Below are 16,563 nucleotides of genomic sequence, written 5' to 3'. Positions count from 1 at the left end.
CGAGGCCCGAATGCCCTTTGACAGACGTGCCGATCCGGTCCTGAAACGCCTGCGCTGGCCCTTGCGGCTGACGCAGGCGGGACTCGTTGCGGAACGGGCCATGCGGGCCTTTTGGCCGCTGGCCTCGGTGCTGATGGCCGCGCTGGCCGCGCTGATGCTGGGGTTGCAGACGCTGCTGCCGGAGGCCGTGGTGTGGACCGGTGCCATTGCTTCTGTTTTGGCGGCCACCGCCGCCTTCGGCTGGGGGGGCTGGCGGTTCCGCTGGCCCGGCCGCGGGGAGGCGCTGGAACGGCTGGATGAAACCCTGCCCGGGCGTCCTGTCACCGCGCTTATGGATACCCAGGCAATCGGGGCGGAAGACGCGGCATCGATCGCGCTTTGGAACGCGCACAAGCGGCGGATGGCCGAGGCAGCGGCACAGGCCCGGGCGCCGGCTCCGGATCTGAATGTCAACGCCGCCGACCCTTATGCGCTGCGCTATGTTGCGGGGCTGTTCCTGGCGGTGGCGCTGCTGTTCGGTTCGATATGGCAGGTGGTATCGATCAGGGATCTGGGCGCGGAGGGCACGGCAGTGCTTAACGGGCCGGCCTGGGAGGGCTGGGCGGAGCCGCCTGCCTATACCCGCCTGCCGGTGCTGTATCTGAACGACCAGGCGGAAGGCACGCTGAAGCTGCCCGAGGGCAGCCGGGTGACCTTGCGGTTCTATGGCGAAGTTGGCGCGCTGAGCCTGGCAGAAACCGTTTCGGGTGCAAGCGGAGCTACGCCGCCGCCTGCTGACGGTGCGCAGGAGTTCACTGTCGCGCGCAGCGGTTCCTTTTCAATTGACGGCAGCGGCGGGCGCAAGTGGCAGGTGGAGGTGATTCCGGATCATTCTCCGAAAGTGGCCGTGGCCGGCCAGCCTGTGCTTGAGAATGACGGCTACACCTCGCTGGCCTTTGCAGCTGGCGACGACTACGGCGTCGCCGGGGGGCAGGTGCGGATCGCGCTGGATCTGGCGGCGGTGGAGCGCCGACACGGCCTGGCGGCGGAGCCCGACCCGCGCGAAGCGCTGGTGCTGGATCTGCCGCTGCCGCTCAGCGGTTCGCGCAAGGATTTCACGGAAAAGCTGATCGAGGATTTCGCGCAGCATCCCTGGGCTAACCTGCCGGTGGTCTTCACCTTCTCGGCAGTGGATGAAGCCGGGCAATCCGCAGCCGCGGCCGGTTTCGGCACCGAGCTGACCGCCCGGCGCTTCTTTGATCCGCTGGCTGCGGCGGTGATCGAACAGCGCCGCGACCTGCTGTGGGCGCGGGCCAATGCGCCGCGGGTGGCGCAGGTGCTGCGAACCCTGTCGCACCGGCCCGAAGGCCTGTTCCGCGACTATGGCGATTATCTGCGGCTCCGCACCATCCTGCGGCGGCTGGAAGCCTATACGGTGCAGGGCAGCATCCCTGAGCCGCGGCAGGGGGAAATCACCGCTGCGCTGTGGGATCTGGCGATGCAGCTGGAAGAGGGTGATGTCGGTGACGCGCTGGAGCGGATGCGCCGTGCCCAGGAACGGCTGAGCCAGGCCATGCGCGACGGCGCCAGCGAGCAGGAGATTGCGCGGCTGATGCAGGAGCTGCGCGAGGCCACCCAGGATTACCTGCGCCAGCTCAGCCGTCAGGCCGAGGCCAATGGCGAGACCTTGGAGCCGGGTGAGATGCCCGAGGACATGATGACCCTCAGCCAGGATGACCTGCAGGCGATGATGGACCGCATCCAGGAACTGATGGAGCAGGGCCGCATGGCCGAGGCCGAGCAGGCGCTGCGCGAGTTCCAGGAGATGATGGAAAACATGCAGATGACCCGCTCGCAGCAAGGCCAGGGCGGCGATCAGGGCCGCGAAGCGATGGAAGGGCTGGGCGAAACCCTGCGTGAACAGCAGGGTTTGTCGGATCAGGCCTTCCGTGATCTGCAGGAGCAATTCAACCCCGGTGCCCGCAGCGGCGAAAGCCAGGGCAACGAGGGCCGCGATGGCGGCTTGGGCCGCGGCCAGAGCCACCAGGGTGGCGGTCAGGGCGGCCAGGGCGGTGAAGGCAATCAGGGCGCGCAGGACAGCACGCCCGGCGGCAACGGGTCAGGCGGCCGTGAACAGCCTGGGCAGGGCGGTTCGCTGGCCGACCGCCAGCAGGCGCTGCGCCAGCAGCTGCAGCAGCAGCGCGAGGGACTGCCCTATCTGGATGGCGAGGCCGGAGATGCCGCACGCGAGGCGCTGGACCGGGCCGGCCGTGCCATGGAGGGCGCTGAAGAAGCGCTGCGCGGCGGCGACAATGCCGAGGCCATAGACCGGCAGTCCGAGGCCATGGAGGCGCTGCGCGAGGGCATGCGCAGCCTGGGCGAGGCCCTGGCGCAGCAGCGCCAGCCGGGCCAGCAGAACGGGCAGGGGCAGCAGCTCTCTGATACCGCGCAAGGGCAACGGCTGGATCCGCTCGGCCGTAACAATGGGGCGACGGACGACGGAGGCAAAGTGGGCGAGGGCAATGCCTACCGCCGCGCCTGGGACCTGCTGGAGGACATCCGCCGCCGGGCCGGAGAGCGGGAGCGCAGTGAACGGGAGCGCAGCTACCTGCGGCGGCTGCTCGACCGGTTCTGAAGCCCTGTCGCCACTGTAAAAGGCGCGCGATTAGCATGTGTGGCAAAATGCAAAAGGCCGGGCTCTGACCCGGCCGTTTAGTCTGCTTGCCTGACAGGGCTTACTGCGGGCTGGTCAGCGACTTCACTTGCCCGTCCAGCCACAGCCGCGCCTGATCGACCCAGCCAACATAGCTGCTGAGCGCGGAATCCGCTTGCGGAACCTTCTCGGAGATCAGCGCCGCATTGTCATAGACCATCACCAGCGCCAGCGCCGCAATCAGCGACAGCGCAAAGCCGCGGGCAAAGCCGCTCTTGCGCCGCACTGGCGGTTCTTCGCTGGCGGCTTGCGGTGCGGGTGCGGCACTGCCGGCCGAGCGCAAGGTGGAGTTGATCTCCTCGATGTCCGGCAGCAGTTCCTTGCGCGAACCGGTTTCGGCGGCCGCAATCTGGCGCGGATCCTCGCCGCGGATGCGGGCCATGCGGTCGCGGGCCTGACGGCTGCGGCGGGCGGCTTCGTCCTCGGGGGCGGCGCCTTCCAGACCAAGATCGGGCTGGGTTTCCAGGCTGCCGGTTTCCGCCGCCCGCAGCGACGCTTCCCGTTCAGCCTCTTCGCGCAGGATATCGGTCAGGGCCGGGTCCAGCCCGCGGGAGCGCGGCGGCTGCGATTGGGTTTCGGCTTGCGTCTCCGCCCCGGTGCCGTCATCGGGCTCCGGCTCTTCGGCCTCTTCTTCAGCGGTTTCATCCTGATGAGACGAAGCCGGGGGCTCCGTGTCTTCCGGCGGCGCAGAGGCGGCAATCCCGGTTTCGGTTTCCGCTTCGGTGACGGCAGCAGGTTCCGGCTCCGGTGCCTGTTCCACCGGCGGGTGAGCGGCTTCTGCGGTTTCCTGCAGGTCCGGGGAAATCTCGTCTGCGGTTTCCGCCGCAGGCGCGCCGGCGGCAGCCTGGAACCAGGTCTGGCCGCAATTGGAACATTGCACGTCGCGCCCTTCGGCAGGGATCACATCCTCGGGCACTTCGTACTGGGCTGCACAATTCGGGCAGGTCAGGCGCATCATGCTCTCCTCGGCACCATCCCGCCGGCCAGCTGGCGGCAGGTTGTTTTTCAAAGGATTATAGGCAGAACGGCAAGGCCGCGAAAGGGTCAATCGGACCCGGGCCCAAGCCCGCTTGCGGCGGCGGCTTCCAAGCAACAGAGCCCCATTGAAACTGGCCGCCCCTTGGGGCAAAACACCGGGGCGCAAATGAAAAGGCGCTTGCGGGGGGCAGCAGTGATCGAGCTGGAGAATGTGGGCTACAATTACGGCGGCGGCGAGCTGCTGAACGCCGTCTCGGTGCAGCTGGCGCCGGGGTCGTTCCATTTCCTGACCGGCCCGTCCGGGGCGGGCAAAACCACGCTGCTGAAGCTCTGCTACGGCGCGCTGACTCCGACCTCGGGCCGGGTCCGCGCCTTTAACATGGATGTGCAGGGGCTGGACCGCGATCAGATGGCTTTTCTGCGCCGCCGCGTCGGGGTGGTGCATCAGGACTGCCGGTTCCTGGACCATTTGCCGGTGATCGAGAATATTGCCCTGCCGCTGCTGGTTTCCGGCCGGGAGCTTTCCCACGAAGAGGCCAACCTGAACGAGCTGCTGAACTGGGTCGGTCTTAGCGAACGCGCCCATGCCTTGCCGCCGGAGCTGTCGGGCGGCGAGCGGCAGCGGGCGGCGCTGGCCCGCTCGGTGATCCTCTCGCCGGATGTGATCATCGCGGATGAGCCGACCGGCAACGTCGACTGGGAAATGTCGCAGCGGCTTTTGCAGCTGCTGGTAGAGCTGAACCGGATGGGCAAGACCATCCTAGTCGCCACCCATGACTTGTCGCTGATCCGGGCCGCCAAGAACCAGGTGCAGGCGCGGGTGCTGCGGATTTCAAACCGGCAATTGCAGCTGGCGGGAGCGGACCTATGAACGACGGCAGGCTGCGCAGGCTGATCCTGGGCGATGCCCAGGCCAACCGGGTGGTGCCGCCGAGCGGCTTTACCGCCCATCTGACTTTGTTTGTCTCGGGTGCAATGGCGTTCCTGGCGGTGTTTGCGCTGGCGCTGTCGATGGCCTCGGGACGTCTCGCCGACCGCTGGGCCTCGGAACTGGCCCGCGCCGCCACTCTGCGCATCAACGCCCCGGCTGAGCAGCGGGTGGCACAGACTGAGGCGGCGCTGGAAATCCTGCGTCAGACCCCGGGCGTTGCTACTGCCCGTGCCTTGACCGGCGAGGAGCAGGCGGCGCTGCTGGCGCCCTGGTTCGGCTCCAGCCTGCCTGCAGGCAGCCTGCCGCTGCCGCAGCTGATCGAGGTGACCGGCGATGATCAGGGCTACGACGCCCAGGGCTTGCGGCTGCGGCTGCAGGCCGAGGTGCCCGGTGCGGTGCTGGACGACCACACCCGCTGGCGCGCGCCGCTGGTGGAGGCGGCCCGGTCGCTGCGCCGCCTGGCCTGGGTCTCGATCCTGCTGATCGGCGGCGCCACCGCGGCGATGATCACCCTTGCGGCGAATGCAGCGCTTGCAGCCAATGCCCAGGTGATCGAGGTGCTACGGCTTGTGGGCGCGCTCGACAGCTACATCGCCCAGGCCTTTATCCGCCGCTTTACACTGCGGGCGCTGACCGGTGCTGCCGCGGGGGTTGCCCTGGGCATGATCGGGGTGCTTTTGATGCCGGAAGCCTCGGACGAGGGCGGCTTTCTCACCGGCCTTGGCTTCCAGGGCTGGGGCTGGCTGGTGCCGCTGATGATCCCGCCGCTGGGCGCTGTGGTGGCCTTTGCCGCCACCACCCGCGCCGCCACCAAACGTTTGGGAGAACTGTCGTGACCCGTTTTTTCCGGCTGCTGCGCTCGGTGCTGTTCGACATTCATGTCTATGCTTCCATGCTGGTTTTGGGGGTAATCTTTGCCCCTTGGGCCGTGGTGTCGCGCAAGGGTGCCCGGGCGGCCTGCAAGACCTATTGCCGCTGGGTGCTGTGGACAGCACGCTGGATGGTGGGCATCCGCACCGAAGTGCGCGGCCCGGTGCCCGAAGGCGAGGTGATCATCGCCGCCAAGCACCAGAGCTTCCTGGACATCCTGATCATCTTCAACGCGCTGCCCTCGGCCCGCTTCATCATGAAGCGCGAATTGCTGTGGACGCCGGTGATCGGCGTCTATGCCCGCCGCCTGGGCTGTGTGCCGGTGAACCGCGGCAAGCGCGGCGCGGCGATTGCCAAGATGGTCAAGGACGTGGCTTCGCAAAGCCGCGAGCCCGGCCAGCTGGTGATCTACCCGCAGGGGACGCGGGTGATGCCCGGAGCCGAGAAGCCTTACAAGGTCGGCACAGCGGTGCTGTATGAGGGCCTGAAGCAGGCCTGCGTTCCGGTGGCAACCAACGTTGGCGTCTTCTGGCCCCGCAACGGGCTGATGCGCAACCCGGGCCTAGGGGTGGTGGAGTTCCTGGAACCGATGCAGCCCGGGCTGAAGCCGAAAGCCTTCATGAAGGCGCTGGAGGAGACGGTGGAAGGCCGTTCGGCGGCCCTGATGCGCGAAGCCGGGTTCGATCCCGGGCAACCCGCGTTGCAGAATTGATCTGCCGAAGCACAGGCGGCTGGCGGGACCAAGGAAATTCATAATTTCCTTGGCAAAAGGTTTCTGAAAACTTTTACGCGCATGGTTGCACCGGCCCGCGACGGAAACCGGGCCGGGATGCGTTGATAGCTTCAGCAAGCGAACCCGTCCTGCGTTTGCACCACCACTCACAGGTGCCGGCCGCTGAGCCGGACCGGGCTGGCAGGAAACCCCTGCCGGCCCGGCGCTTCTTCAGCGTACCACGTCGCCAATCAGAATCTGCGGCTGCACGTTGGTGAAATTCGGAATGTCGGCCAAAGCGGGGCCTGCTGCCTGCATTGCCGCATCCAATGCGGCCTGATCGGCAAACACCATGGTTGCGACAGCATGAAACGGCGCGGGCACGTCCGGGCCGCCGGTCAGCCCCTTGGTCACAATGATGCTTTGAGTGTGCGGTGCGATATATTCGTCCACCAGCGCCATATGGGTTGCGGCATAATAGCCGTGATCGAAACGGCTTTCTGCGCTGACAGGGTAGATGACTTGCAGTGAAACGGGCATTGAGGGCCTCCTGTGTTTGCATTGCAGAGACACTAGAGCCGGCCCTTGCCAGGCTGCCAATAGAAAAAGGGCAGCTGCGTCAAGCTGCCCTTCCAGTGTCTGCCGTCCGGCCGGAGATCAGCTGTGGATCGGCCCGTCGCCGCAGGCCAGCGCCGCTTCGCGCACCGCTTCCGAATAGGTCGGATGCGCGTGGCAGGTGAGGGCCACATCCTCGGCCGAAGCGCCGAATTCCATCGCCACGCACAGCTCGTGGATCATGTCGCCCGCGGCCGGGCCGATGATGGCGGCGCCCAGGATGCGGTCGGTTTCCTTGTCGGCGATGATTTTGACAAAGCCGCCCTCGGCCTGGCCGACGGCCTTGGCGCGGGCGTTGCCCATGAACATGAACTTGCCCACCTTGATCTTGCGGCCCTCGGCCTTCAGCGCGTCCTCGGTGGCGCCGACAGTGGCGACTTCAGGCGTGGTGTAGACGACGCCCGGGATGACGCCGTAATTCACATGGCCGTGCTTGCCCGCAATCACGTCGGCCACGGCCATGCCCTCATCCTCGGCCTTGTGGGCCAGCATCGGGCCTTCGATCACATCGCCGATGGCATAGATGCCGGGGATATTGGTGCGCCAGTGGTTGTCCGCGGCGATCTGGCCGCGCTCGGTCATCTTGACGCCGAGGGCATCCAGGCCAAGACCTTCGCTGTAGGGTTTGCGCCCCGTGGCCACTAGCACCACATCGGCGTCCAGCGTGACCTCATCACCGCCCTTCTTGGGCTGATACTTGACCTTGGCCTTGGTCTTGGTGGTCTCCACCCCCTGCACCGCGGCACCCAGGATGATGTTGAGGCCCTGTTTCTCCAGGATCCGTTTGAAGGAGCGCTGCACGTCCTTGTCCATCCCCGGGCAGACCGCGTCCATGTATTCCACCACGGTCACCTCGGAACCGAGGCGGGCGTAAACCGAACCCAGCTCCAGCCCGATGACACCTGCGCCGATCACCGCCAGTTTTTTCGGGATCTTCGGCAGTTCCAGCGCGCCGGTGGAGGAGACCACGATCTTCTCGTCGATCTCCACGCCCGGAATGGAGGCAGGCACCGAGCCGGAAGCGATCACGATGTTCTTGGCTTCATGCACCTCGTCGCCCACCTGAACCTTGCCGGCCGCCGGAATGGACGCCCAGCCCTTGATCCAGTCGATCTTGTTCTTCTTGAACAGGAACTCGATGCCGCCGGTGTTTTGGCCGATCACCTCGTCCTTATAGGCCTTCATCTGGTCCCAGTCGACCGAGGGGCTTTTGCCCTTGAGGCCCATATGGGCAAAGTTGTGCTCGGCCTCATGCAGCAGGTGGGTCGAATGCAGCAGCGCCTTGGAGGGAATGCAGCCCACGTTCAGGCAGGTGCCGCCCAGGGTCTCGCGCCCCTCGACCACAGCTGTCTTCAGCCCCAGCTGGGCGCAGCGAATGGCACAGACATAGCCGCCGGGGCCGGCGCCGATTACGATGACGTCATAGGCTGTCATTTTGTGTCCCTATCTATTTTCATGCGCCCTCAGTCCCGAACGCTATTAATTATCTGCGAAGACAACAGAGCTGCTATGATATGCATAGATGTCTTTCGAAGGATCGCGGCGCGATGTTTGAACACCTGCTGCGATGCTTCCGACAAGTGCGCCAAGCAAACCGTGGTTTACAGCTGCAGCATTCGCGTTGGCATTTATATCAGCGACGGTTTTGTTGTAGGGTTCGAGAACTTTGGTCTTGGCTTCCTCGTTGTAGCTGCAGGTAACTGATGCAACCTGGGCTTTCGCTCCGATTTCGGGGGCTATGACAACGGCGGGGGTGGTAAAGGCCGAGTTGAAACCTTGGCCCTGCAGCTTGCACGGCACCCCGGAAATCTCCTTACGGCTGCCGCTTTCCTTGGAAAATGCCCGGAATGTAAATGTAGTTGTGCCGCGTTCATGCAGGGCACGTGTCGCATTATATGCGATTGGGGGTTGTTCGATCTGAGCGTCTGCACATGCTGAAAGGGCGGCAACTGCTGCAAAAGGAAAAAGATGGCGAAGTTTCATGAAATCCAGACTTATCTTTGTTATTGGTGATGTGCTTCCTCATAGGAAAGGAAGCACCGGGGGATCAATTGTTAATTACAGATCCATCAGCAATCGCCGCGGGTCTTCCAGCGCTTCCTTGACGCGGACCAGGAAGGTCACGGCGCCTTTGCCGTCGACGATGCGGTGGTCATAGCTCAGCGCCAGATACATCATCGGGCGGATCACCACCTGGCCGTTGATCGCCATCGGGCGGTCCTGGATCTTGTGCATGCCCAGGATGCCGGACTGCGGCGGGTTCAGGATCGGCGAGGACATCAGCGAGCCGTAGACGCCGCCGTTGGAGATGGTGAATGTGCCGCCCTGCATTTCCGCCATCGACAGCTTGCCGTCGCGGGCGCGGGCACCCTTTTCGGCGATGGCTTTTTCGATCGCGGCAAAGGACATGGAGTCCGCATCACGGATCACCGGCACAACCAGGCCCGTGGGGGTGCCTGCGGCGATGCCCATGTGGACGAAGTTCTTGTAGACGATGTCGGTGCCGTCGATCTCGGCGTTCACCTCCGGCACTTCCTTCAGCGCGTGGCAGCAGGCCTTGGTGAAGAAGGACATGAAGCCCAGTTTCACGCCGTGCTTCTTCAGGAAAAGGTCCTTGTACTCGTTGCGCAGCGCCATCACCTCGGTCATGTCCACCTCGTTGTAAGTGGTCAGCATGGCAGCGGTGTTCTGGCTGTCCTTCAGGCGCTTGGCGATGGTCTGGCGCAGGCGGGTCATCTTGATCCGCTCTTCGCGCGCCGCGTCATCGGCGGTGACCGGGCCGCGCACCTGGGCCGGCGCCGGGGCAGTCGCGGGCGCAGCCTTGGCGGCAGCCACGGCGGCAGAGACGTCTTCCTTCATGATGCGCCCGTCGCGGCCAGTGCCGGTGACTTGCGACGCGTTCAGGCCGGCCTCGGCCATGGCTTTCTCGGCCGAAGGCGCGTTGGCCACATCCTTGGCTGGGGCAGCGGCGGCCACGGCGGGGTTCTGCGCGGCTGCAGGTGCTGCCGGAGCAGGGGAGGCGCCGGCAGCGCCGCCGGCAATGACGCCCAGCTGTGAAGTCGCCTGAACGGTGGCGCCTTCGGCGGCCATGATCTCGGTCAGCACGCCGGCCGCGGGGGCGGGCACTTCGACGGAAACCTTGTCGGTTTCCAGCTCGCACAGCATCTCGTCCTGCGCAACGCTGTCGCCCACTTTCTTGAACCACGACGAAACGGTCGCCTCAGAGACCGACTCGCCAAGTGCGGGGACCATGACCGGCACCGGTGCGCTATCGCCGCCGGAGGGCGCAGCAGCAGGAGCCGGTGCTGCTGCTGCGGCAGGGGCTGCGGCGGCGCCATTGGCCTCGGTCAAAGTGGCCAGCAGCGCGTCGACGCCGACGGTATCGCCTTCGCCGGCCACGATCTCGCCCAAGGTTCCGGAGGCGGGCGAGGGCACTTCGACCGTCACCTTGTCGGTTTCCAGCTCGCAGAGCATTTCATCGGCGCTGACAGCATCGCCGGGTTTCTTGAACCAGGTGGCCACGGTGGCCTCGGTCACGGATTCGCCCAGAGTGGGCACGCGGACTTCGGTGGTCATGTCTCTCTTCCTCAGATGCTCAGCGCTTCGTTCACGAGGGCTGCTTGTTGGGCTTTGTGCTGGCTGGCCAGGCCGGTGGCAGGCGAGGCCGAGGTGGCGCGGCCTGCATAGGCCGGCCGGGTGTGTTTGGCGCCGATACGGGACAGCACCCATTCGATATTGGGTTCGATGAAGGTCCAGGCGCCCTGGTTCTTGGGCTCTTCCTGGCACCAGACCATTTCGGCCTGTTTGAAGCGCTCGAGCTCCTTCACCAGCGAGATCGCCGGGAACGGGTAGAACTGCTCGATCCGCATCAGGTAGATGTCGTCGATGCCGCGGGCGTCGCGCTCCTCCAGCAGGTCGTAGTAGACTTTGCCCGAGCACATGACGACGCGCTTGATCTGATCATCCGGCACCAGCTGGGTGTCGGAGTTGCCATGCTGGGCATCATCCCACAGCACCCGGTGGAAGCTGGAGCCGGTGGTGAATTCCTCTGCCTTTGATACCGCCAGCTTGTGGCGCAGCAGCGACTTGGGCGTGACCAGGATCAGCGGCTTGCGGAAGGTGCGGTGCAGCTGGCGGCGCAGGATGTGGAAGTAGTTCGCGGGCGTCGTGCAGTTTGCGACGATCCAGTTGTCCTGGCCGCACATCTGCAGGAAACGCTCCAGCCGGGCTGAGGAGTGCTCCGGCCCCTGGCCCTCGAACCCGTGCGGCAGCAGGCACACTAGGCCCGACATCCGCAGCCATTTGCTCTCACCCGAGGAGATGAACTGGTCAAACATGATCTGGGCGCCGTTGGCGAAATCGCCGAACTGGGCTTCCCAAAGGGTAAGCGCATTGGGTTCCGCCAGCGAGTAGCCGTATTCGAACCCCAGCACAGCATATTCCGACAGCGCCGAGTCGATTACTTCGTAATGGGACTGGCCCGAGCGGATGTTGTTCAGCGGGTAGTACCGCTCTTCCGTCTCCTGGTTGACGATGCCGGAATGGCGCTGCGAGAAGGTGCCGCGGGTGGCGTCCTGACCCGCAAGGCGGACCGGGTAGCCTTCCAGCATCAAGGAGCCAAAGGCCATCGCCTCGCCGGTGGCCCAGTCAAAGCCCTCGCCGCTTTCAAACATCTTGCCGCGGGCGTCCAGCACCCGGCCGACGGTGCGGTGCAGCGGGAAGCCCTCGGGCACGCCGCTGAGGGCGGTGCCGATTTCCGCCATGGTTTCCGGCGTGATCGCTGTGCGGCCGCGCTGGTAGTCGGCGTCTTTCTTGTCCAGATGCGACCAGCGGCCGTCCAGCCAGTCGGCCTTGTTGGGCTTGTAGTCCTTGCCGGCTTCGAACTCTTCGTTCAGATGCGCCTGGAAGGCGGCTTTCATGTCTTCGATCTCACCCTCGGGGATCAGACCGTCGCGCACCAGCCGGTCGGTATAAAGGCTGAGGGTGGTCTTATGGCCCTTGATCCGCTTGTACATGATCGGGTTGGTGAACATCGGCTCGTCGCCTTCGTTATGCCCGAAGCGGCGGTAGCAGAAGATGTCTAGCACCACGTCCTTGTGGAACTTCTGGCGGAACTCGGTCGCGACCTTGGCCGCGTGCACCACAGCCTCCGGGTCGTCGCCATTGACGTGGAAGATCGGCGCCTCGACCACCAGCGCGTTGTCGGTGGGGTAGGGGGAGGAGCGCGAGAAATGCGGCGCGGTGGTGAAGCCGATCTGGTTGTTCACCACGATATGCATGGTGCCGCCGGTCTTGTGGCCCTTGAGGCCCGACAGAGCAAAACATTCTGCAACAACGCCCTGGCCCGCAAAGGCCGCATCGCCGTGCAGCAGGATCGGCATCACCCTGGTGCGGTCCTCGTCGCTCAGCTGGTCCTGTTTGGCGCGGGCCTTGCCCAGCACCACCGGGTTCACCGCTTCCAGATGCGACGGGTTGGCGGTGAGGCTGAGGTGGACGCTGTTGCCGTCAAACTCCCGGTCGGAGGAGGCGCCGAGATGGTATTTCACATCGCCGGAGCCATCGACATCCTCGGGCTTGAAGCTGCCGCCCTGGAATTCGTTGAAAATAGCGCGGTAAGGCTTGGCCATCACGTTGGCCAGGATGTTCAGGCGGCCGCGGTGCGGCATGCCGATGATGATGTCCTGCACCCCCAACGCGCCGCCGCGCTTGATGATCTGCTCCATCGCCGGAATGAGGCTCTCGCCGCCATCCAGGCCGAACCGCTTGGTGCCGGTGTATTTGACGTGCAGGAATTTCTCGAAGCCCTCGGCCTCAACCATCTTGTTGAGGATGGCCTTGCGGCCCTCGCGGGTGAACTTGATTTCCTTATTGTAACCCTCGATCCGCTCCTTCAGCCAGGAGGACTGCTCGGGGTCGGAGATATGCATGTACTGCAGCGCGAATGTGCCGCAGTAGGTGCGCTTCACGATCTCGACGATCTGGCGCATGGTCGCAACCTGCAGGCCCAGCACGTTGTCGAGGAACACCGGCCGGTCCATGTCGGCATCTGAGAACCCATAGGTCTTGGGGTCCAGTTCAGGCCGTGCCGCGGCCGAGCGCATGCCCAGCGGGTCCAGCTCAGCGGCCAGATGGCCGCGGATCCGGTAGGCACGGATCAGCATCAGCGCCCGGATCGAGTCCAGCACCGCGCGCTGGATCTGGTCGTCGGTGACCTCGACGCCTTTGGCAGAGGCCTTGTCGCGGATCTTCTTGCCGGCGCCCTTGGCCTCGGCGGGGGCGGGCCATTCGCCGGTCAGCGCCCCGGTGAGGTCGTCGTCCAATGCGGGCGGCCAGTCGTTGCGGGCCCAGGAGGGGCCTTTGGCTTCGGCCTTCACGTCGAGTTCGGCATCACCCATCTGGCGGAAGAACTCAGCCCATGCGGCATCCACCGCATTCGGGTCATTGGCGTATTGGGCATAAAGCTGCTCCAGATACTCCGCATTGTGCCCCTGCATGAAAGAGGAGGCGTGGAAGAGGTCGTTTGGGCTTTGTTCGGTCATTGGGGTGCCTCGTGCGGGTTGGGACCGTATTTGTTGGTGCCAGTGTCAGACGGCAGCAGAGTCAAGGCTGCAGCTTGAGGAAACGTAAATAGAAATGCGAAGGCTGCGGTAGCGGCGCCGATAGCCATAGGAATTCCGGCTAGCGCGGCAGCAATCATGACGCCAAATCCGGTTGGGCCATCGGCTCCGGCGCTGATCTGGGTGTCTGCCCACAGGAAGATGGATTTGGTGAAATACCCAAGCACCAAAGCCAGAAAGAAGAACTTCCACGGCTCGATAGCATCGCTTCCATAAGTTCCAGTATCTTGCACTCGCCGCCAGCCAGCCGCGAAAAGCGGCAGGGCCGCTGCAGCAGTGAGCAAGAGCACAAGCCAAAAGCCAAGTTCCAGTTGCAGGCTTACAGTGGCGGCAAAGAGCGGCAGGCCCACGCTTAATGGAGCGAAGGCCCAGAATTCTCCGCGGGAGGAGCGGCCTGAAAAAGCCAATGGTCTTTTCAGTGCGCGCTTGAGGTTTTCCCGCAGAGTAGACGGCATCTTACTTGCCGATCGCTTTCAGAACCGCTTCGCCGAGGCCGGCCGGGCTTTCGGCGACCACGATGCCTGCGGATTTCATCGCTTCGATCTTGTCGTCAGCACCGCCTTTGCCGCCGGCAACAATCGCGCCCGCGTGGCCCATGCGGCGGCCCGGAGGGGCGGTGCGGCCTGCGATGAAGCCTGCAACCGGCTTGGAGCGACCCTTTTTGGCTTCATCGGCCAGGAACTGGGCAGCCTCTTCCTCGGCGGAGCCGCCGATTTCGCCGATCATGATGATGGACTCAGTTTCGTCATCGGCCAGGAACCATTCCAGCACGTCGATATGCTCGGTGCCCTTGATCGGGTCGCCGCCGATGCCGACGCAGGTCGACTGGCCCAGGCCCACGTCGGAGGTCTGCTTCACCGCCTCATAGGTCAGGGTGCCGGAGCGGGAGACCACGCCGACGTTGCCGCGCTTGTGGATGTGGCCGGGCATGATGCCGATCTTGCAGGCGTCCGGGGTGATGACGCCGGGGCAGTTGGGGCCGATCAGGATCGAGGAGGAGTTCTCCAGCGCCCGCTTCACCCGCATCATGTCCAGAACCGGAATGCCTTCGGTGATGGCGACGATCACGTCCATCTCGGCGTCGATCGCCTCAAGGATGGAATCCGCGGCAAACGGCGGCGGCACATAAATGACAGAGGCATTGGCCTCGGTCACGTGCTTGGCTTCATGCACCGAGTCAAAGACCGGCAGGCCCAGATGCTCCATGCCGCCTTTGCCGGGCGTCACGCCGCCGACCATCTTGGTGCCGTAGGCGATGGCCTGTTCGGAGTGGAAGGTGCCCTGCGAGCCGGTAAAGCCCTGACAGATGACCTTGGTGTTTTCGTCGATGAGGACTGCCATATCGATTTCATCCTTGCGTTAGGAAGTGGGTTTTTTCCGCAGCAGCACAGAGACATTGTCGTCGATGTGCAGCGAGATCCGGTTGACGAGGCGGGTTGTGAAACCGGCCTTTGCGGCAACAGCGGTCAAGCTCTGCAGAGTGAAGTAGTTGACGTGGTCGGGGTAACGGAAGCCGCACCATTTCGGTCCAACAACACGGCGGTTCAGAGAGGCGTAATTCGGCACCCGGACAAAAACCCCGCCGCCGGGTTTCAGTGCCCTGTGGGCGCCGGCAAGTACTTTTCCGACTTCGGTTTCATGCTCCAGGTAGGAATACATGAGAATGCCGTCGAAGGTTTCTTCCGGGAACTCCCAGATCGCTTCGGCGCCGGGGCCGTGCACGCAGTAGCCGCCGCGCGCGCGCATCCGCTCATCCGCAATCTTGTGCAGGCCGGTCGACAGTTCGATGCCGTAGGGCGTCATCGGTGCGCGCACGCGGTGGCCGGCGCCGCAGCCGATGTCCAGAACATGCCCGTCGCCGAACCACCGGCGGTAGGAACGGGACTTGTTCCGGCTCATACGCAGCGCATTGCGGATTTTGCGGGCAACCGGGCTGAAAGGGGTGGAGCCTTTGGAAGAGGCTTTCTTGGCCCGGTAGGTGGTTTCCCAGGCAAATTCCTCTTTCAATGCCTCGTAGCCCGGCGGGTTGCGCAGGAAGACAAAGCCGCAGTCTGTGCATTCCGCCATTTCCCAATGGTCAGGAGAGTATTCGGCAAGCCGCTGATACCCGCTGCTGCCGCAGGCCGGGCAAGCGCGCGGCTGTGCATCGTCCGGAGACGATTGCAGACCGGTATCTGAGGTTGCCTGCGGCATCAGACTTGTTCCTGTTTCGAGAGGCGCGCAGCGGTTTGCTGCAAGCTTATGAGGTAGACAGGGGCTTTCATTTGTCTTGACCTTGCGCTGTTGGGGAAACAGTCATTGAAGCAGCTTGCTGCTGTTCAATGGCCAGTTTGTTTCCGCCAGTTGGTCGTTGCATTTGAAAGGCTCCTAGAGTGATCTGATCCAAGGGGCGCAAGATTGCGTTACCGGACCTCAGTAATGTTGACCGAGGTGGTCCAGGCGACCCTGGAGCCGGACAGGAACTGGGACACCTTCAATTGCCTGCTGCCATTGCTCCAAGTGTCACCGCCGATTTCGTGGAAACCTGCGTTCGCAAGAGTGCTGCGCAAAGCCGCAGTCACGCTGCCAGGGCTTTCATTGCTTGTGACTGTGACAGAGCAGTAGTTCTCGGAGCGCCGCGGATTTGCCCGCAGTTCCAATCCTGAGGACCGGTGGGAGCCATTCAGAGCCGCAAAAGTGGAGACCTGAAACTTCCGGTGGAATTTGCGGCGGGACTCCGAGGCACGTTGCAGCTTGTAGCCCCTCTGTGCGAGCCCATCAGCATTCCCGAAAGCTCCGGAAACGGATTGAACACAGGTTTGAACCAAAAGAGGCACCTCGCCTGCCGGGCTGGCGGAGGAGGAGAACGCAACGTTTTGCACCGGGGCTGCCGGCACGGTTGCGCTCGCAAAGGCTGCTGGTGCATTCGCAGTTGTCTGTGAAGTCGCGGGTGCGGCGGTGGAACTCAATACCTCGTGGCTGCCATTGGTACCGGGTGCCGGAACGAAGACGTCGGTTGCAGGATCGTATCGCCCGCCTGCAGCTGGCGCTGCGGTTGCAACATAAGCGCCTTGTTCCGGGACTTCACTACTTGCGGCAACAAGGTTCAGCTCGGCGTCTCCAGCGGTGTAACCGCTGGAACACGCCGCACACATCAGCGCGAAGCTAA

General features: G+C 64.2%; 14 protein-coding genes. 4 read left to right on the top strand and 10 right to left on the bottom strand.

The genetic code is table 11. The features are described 5' to 3' along the window. Positions 1–10 precede the first annotated feature (10 nt). Positions 11–2,614, top strand: coding sequence for a DUF4175 domain-containing protein (locus tag RA19_RS04205; RefSeq protein WP_039159840.1), 2,604 nt, complete (start codon positions 11–13; stop codon positions 2,612–2,614). Between the two features lie 100 nt (positions 2,615–2,714). On the opposite strand, the gene RA19_RS04200 is transcribed toward RA19_RS04205, so the two are convergent. After that, the gene (locus tag RA19_RS04200) at positions 2,715–3,647 is read right to left on the bottom strand and encodes a zinc-ribbon domain-containing protein (RefSeq protein WP_039159838.1); all 933 of its coding nucleotides are present in this window, start codon (positions 3,645–3,647) and stop codon (positions 2,715–2,717) included. A gap of 216 nt (positions 3,648–3,863) precedes the next feature. Between RA19_RS04200 and RA19_RS04195 the strand changes: the two genes are divergently transcribed. From RA19_RS04195 to RA19_RS04185, 3 genes are read left to right on the top strand one after another with little or no spacing between them, the layout of a single operon-like run. Next, positions 3,864–4,541 carry a cell division ATP-binding protein FtsE gene (locus RA19_RS04195; protein WP_039160243.1) on the top strand — a complete coding sequence of 226 codons (678 nt, stop codon included), beginning with the start codon at positions 3,864–3,866 and terminating at the stop codon, positions 4,539–4,541. Further along, the gene (locus tag RA19_RS04190) at positions 4,538–5,437 is read left to right on the top strand and encodes a cell division protein FtsX (RefSeq protein WP_039159835.1); all 900 of its coding nucleotides are present in this window, start codon (positions 4,538–4,540) and stop codon (positions 5,435–5,437) included. Before RA19_RS04195 ends, RA19_RS04190 begins: the two co-directional genes overlap by 4 nt. Beyond that, positions 5,434–6,183: a lysophospholipid acyltransferase family protein gene (locus tag RA19_RS04185; protein WP_039159833.1), complete on the top strand. Its 750-nt coding sequence runs from the start codon at positions 5,434–5,436 to the stop codon at positions 6,181–6,183. The genes RA19_RS04190 and RA19_RS04185 overlap by 4 nt, the downstream gene beginning before the upstream one ends. A 231-nt stretch (positions 6,184–6,414) precedes the next feature. Here RA19_RS04185 and RA19_RS04180 read toward each other — a convergent pair whose 3' ends face one another. The 9 genes from RA19_RS04180 to RA19_RS26450 form a co-directional block, all read right to left on the bottom strand. Further along, the gene (locus RA19_RS04180; protein WP_039159830.1) at positions 6,415–6,723 is read right to left on the bottom strand and encodes an EthD family reductase; all 309 of its coding nucleotides are present in this window, start codon (positions 6,721–6,723) and stop codon (positions 6,415–6,417) included. A gap of 117 nt (positions 6,724–6,840) precedes the next feature. Continuing rightward, the gene (lpdA, locus tag RA19_RS04175) at positions 6,841–8,232 is read right to left on the bottom strand and encodes a dihydrolipoyl dehydrogenase (RefSeq protein WP_039159827.1); all 1,392 of its coding nucleotides are present in this window, start codon (positions 8,230–8,232) and stop codon (positions 6,841–6,843) included. Positions 8,233–8,277: 45 nt separating this feature from the next. Continuing rightward, positions 8,278–8,781, bottom strand: coding sequence for a hypothetical protein (locus tag RA19_RS26455; RefSeq protein WP_152615676.1), 504 nt, complete (start codon positions 8,779–8,781; stop codon positions 8,278–8,280). A 75-nt stretch (positions 8,782–8,856) separates the two neighbouring features. Continuing rightward, positions 8,857–10,374: a 2-oxoglutarate dehydrogenase complex dihydrolipoyllysine-residue succinyltransferase gene (gene odhB / locus RA19_RS04165; RefSeq protein ID WP_039159823.1), complete on the bottom strand. Its 1,518-nt coding sequence runs from the start codon at positions 10,372–10,374 to the stop codon at positions 8,857–8,859. Positions 10,375–10,385: 11 nt separating this feature from the next. Continuing rightward, positions 10,386–13,337 (bottom strand): 2-oxoglutarate dehydrogenase E1 component, encoded by a 2,952-nt coding sequence (locus RA19_RS04160; protein WP_039159820.1) that lies wholly within the window; start codon positions 13,335–13,337, stop codon positions 10,386–10,388. Further along, a complete protein-coding gene (locus RA19_RS04155) occupies positions 13,334–13,870 on the bottom strand; it encodes a DUF805 domain-containing protein (protein ID WP_039159818.1) in 537 nt (178 codons plus the stop codon). Before RA19_RS04155 ends, RA19_RS04160 begins: the two co-directional genes overlap by 4 nt. 1 nt (position 13,871) lies before the next feature. After that, on the bottom strand, positions 13,872–14,756 hold the full coding sequence (gene sucD / locus RA19_RS04150; protein ID WP_039159816.1) for a succinate--CoA ligase subunit alpha: 885 nt from the start codon (positions 14,754–14,756) through the stop codon (positions 13,872–13,874). A gap of 18 nt (positions 14,757–14,774) precedes the next feature. Then, on the bottom strand, positions 14,775–15,608 hold the full coding sequence (locus RA19_RS04145) for a class I SAM-dependent methyltransferase (protein WP_039159813.1): 834 nt from the start codon (positions 15,606–15,608) through the stop codon (positions 14,775–14,777). Positions 15,609–15,817: 209 nt separating this feature from the next. Then, positions 15,818–16,054 (bottom strand): hypothetical protein, encoded by a 237-nt coding sequence (locus RA19_RS26450; protein ID WP_152615675.1) that lies wholly within the window; start codon positions 16,052–16,054, stop codon positions 15,818–15,820. Between the last annotated feature and the right edge of the window lie 509 nt (positions 16,055–16,563).

The sequence above is a fragment of the Leisingera sp. ANG-M1 genome (assembly GCF_000813745.1).
In the GTDB taxonomy this organism is placed as follows: domain Bacteria; phylum Pseudomonadota; class Alphaproteobacteria; order Rhodobacterales; family Rhodobacteraceae; genus Leisingera.
Note: the sequence above shows the minus strand (reverse complement) of the source record. Positions and strands in the feature narration are given on the sequence as shown.

Coding starts and splice junctions, on each gene's coding strand:
- RA19_RS04180 (WP_039159830.1), bottom strand. CDS start 6,723: ATGCCCGTTTCACTGCAAGTCATCTACCCTGTCAGCGCAGAAAGCCGT.
- RA19_RS04205 (WP_039159840.1), top strand. CDS start 11: ATGCCCTTTGACAGACGTGCCGATCCGGTCCTGAAACGCCTGCGCTGG.
- odhB (WP_039159823.1), bottom strand. CDS start 10,374: ATGACCACCGAAGTCCGCGTGCCCACTCTGGGCGAATCCGTGACCGAG.
- RA19_RS04145 (WP_039159813.1), bottom strand. CDS start 15,608: ATGCCGCAGGCAACCTCAGATACCGGTCTGCAATCGTCTCCGGACGAT.
- lpdA (WP_039159827.1), bottom strand. CDS start 8,232: ATGACAGCCTATGACGTCATCGTAATCGGCGCCGGCCCCGGCGGCTAT.
- RA19_RS04190 (WP_039159835.1), top strand. CDS start 4,538: ATGAACGACGGCAGGCTGCGCAGGCTGATCCTGGGCGATGCCCAGGCC.
- RA19_RS04155 (WP_039159818.1), bottom strand. CDS start 13,870: ATGCCGTCTACTCTGCGGGAAAACCTCAAGCGCGCACTGAAAAGACCA.
- RA19_RS04200 (WP_039159838.1), bottom strand. CDS start 3,647: ATGCGCCTGACCTGCCCGAATTGTGCAGCCCAGTACGAAGTGCCCGAG.
- sucD (WP_039159816.1), bottom strand. CDS start 14,756: ATGGCAGTCCTCATCGACGAAAACACCAAGGTCATCTGTCAGGGCTTT.
- RA19_RS04160 (WP_039159820.1), bottom strand. CDS start 13,337: ATGACCGAACAAAGCCCAAACGACCTCTTCCACGCCTCCTCTTTCATG.
- RA19_RS26455 (WP_152615676.1), bottom strand. CDS start 8,781: ATGAAACTTCGCCATCTTTTTCCTTTTGCAGCAGTTGCCGCCCTTTCA.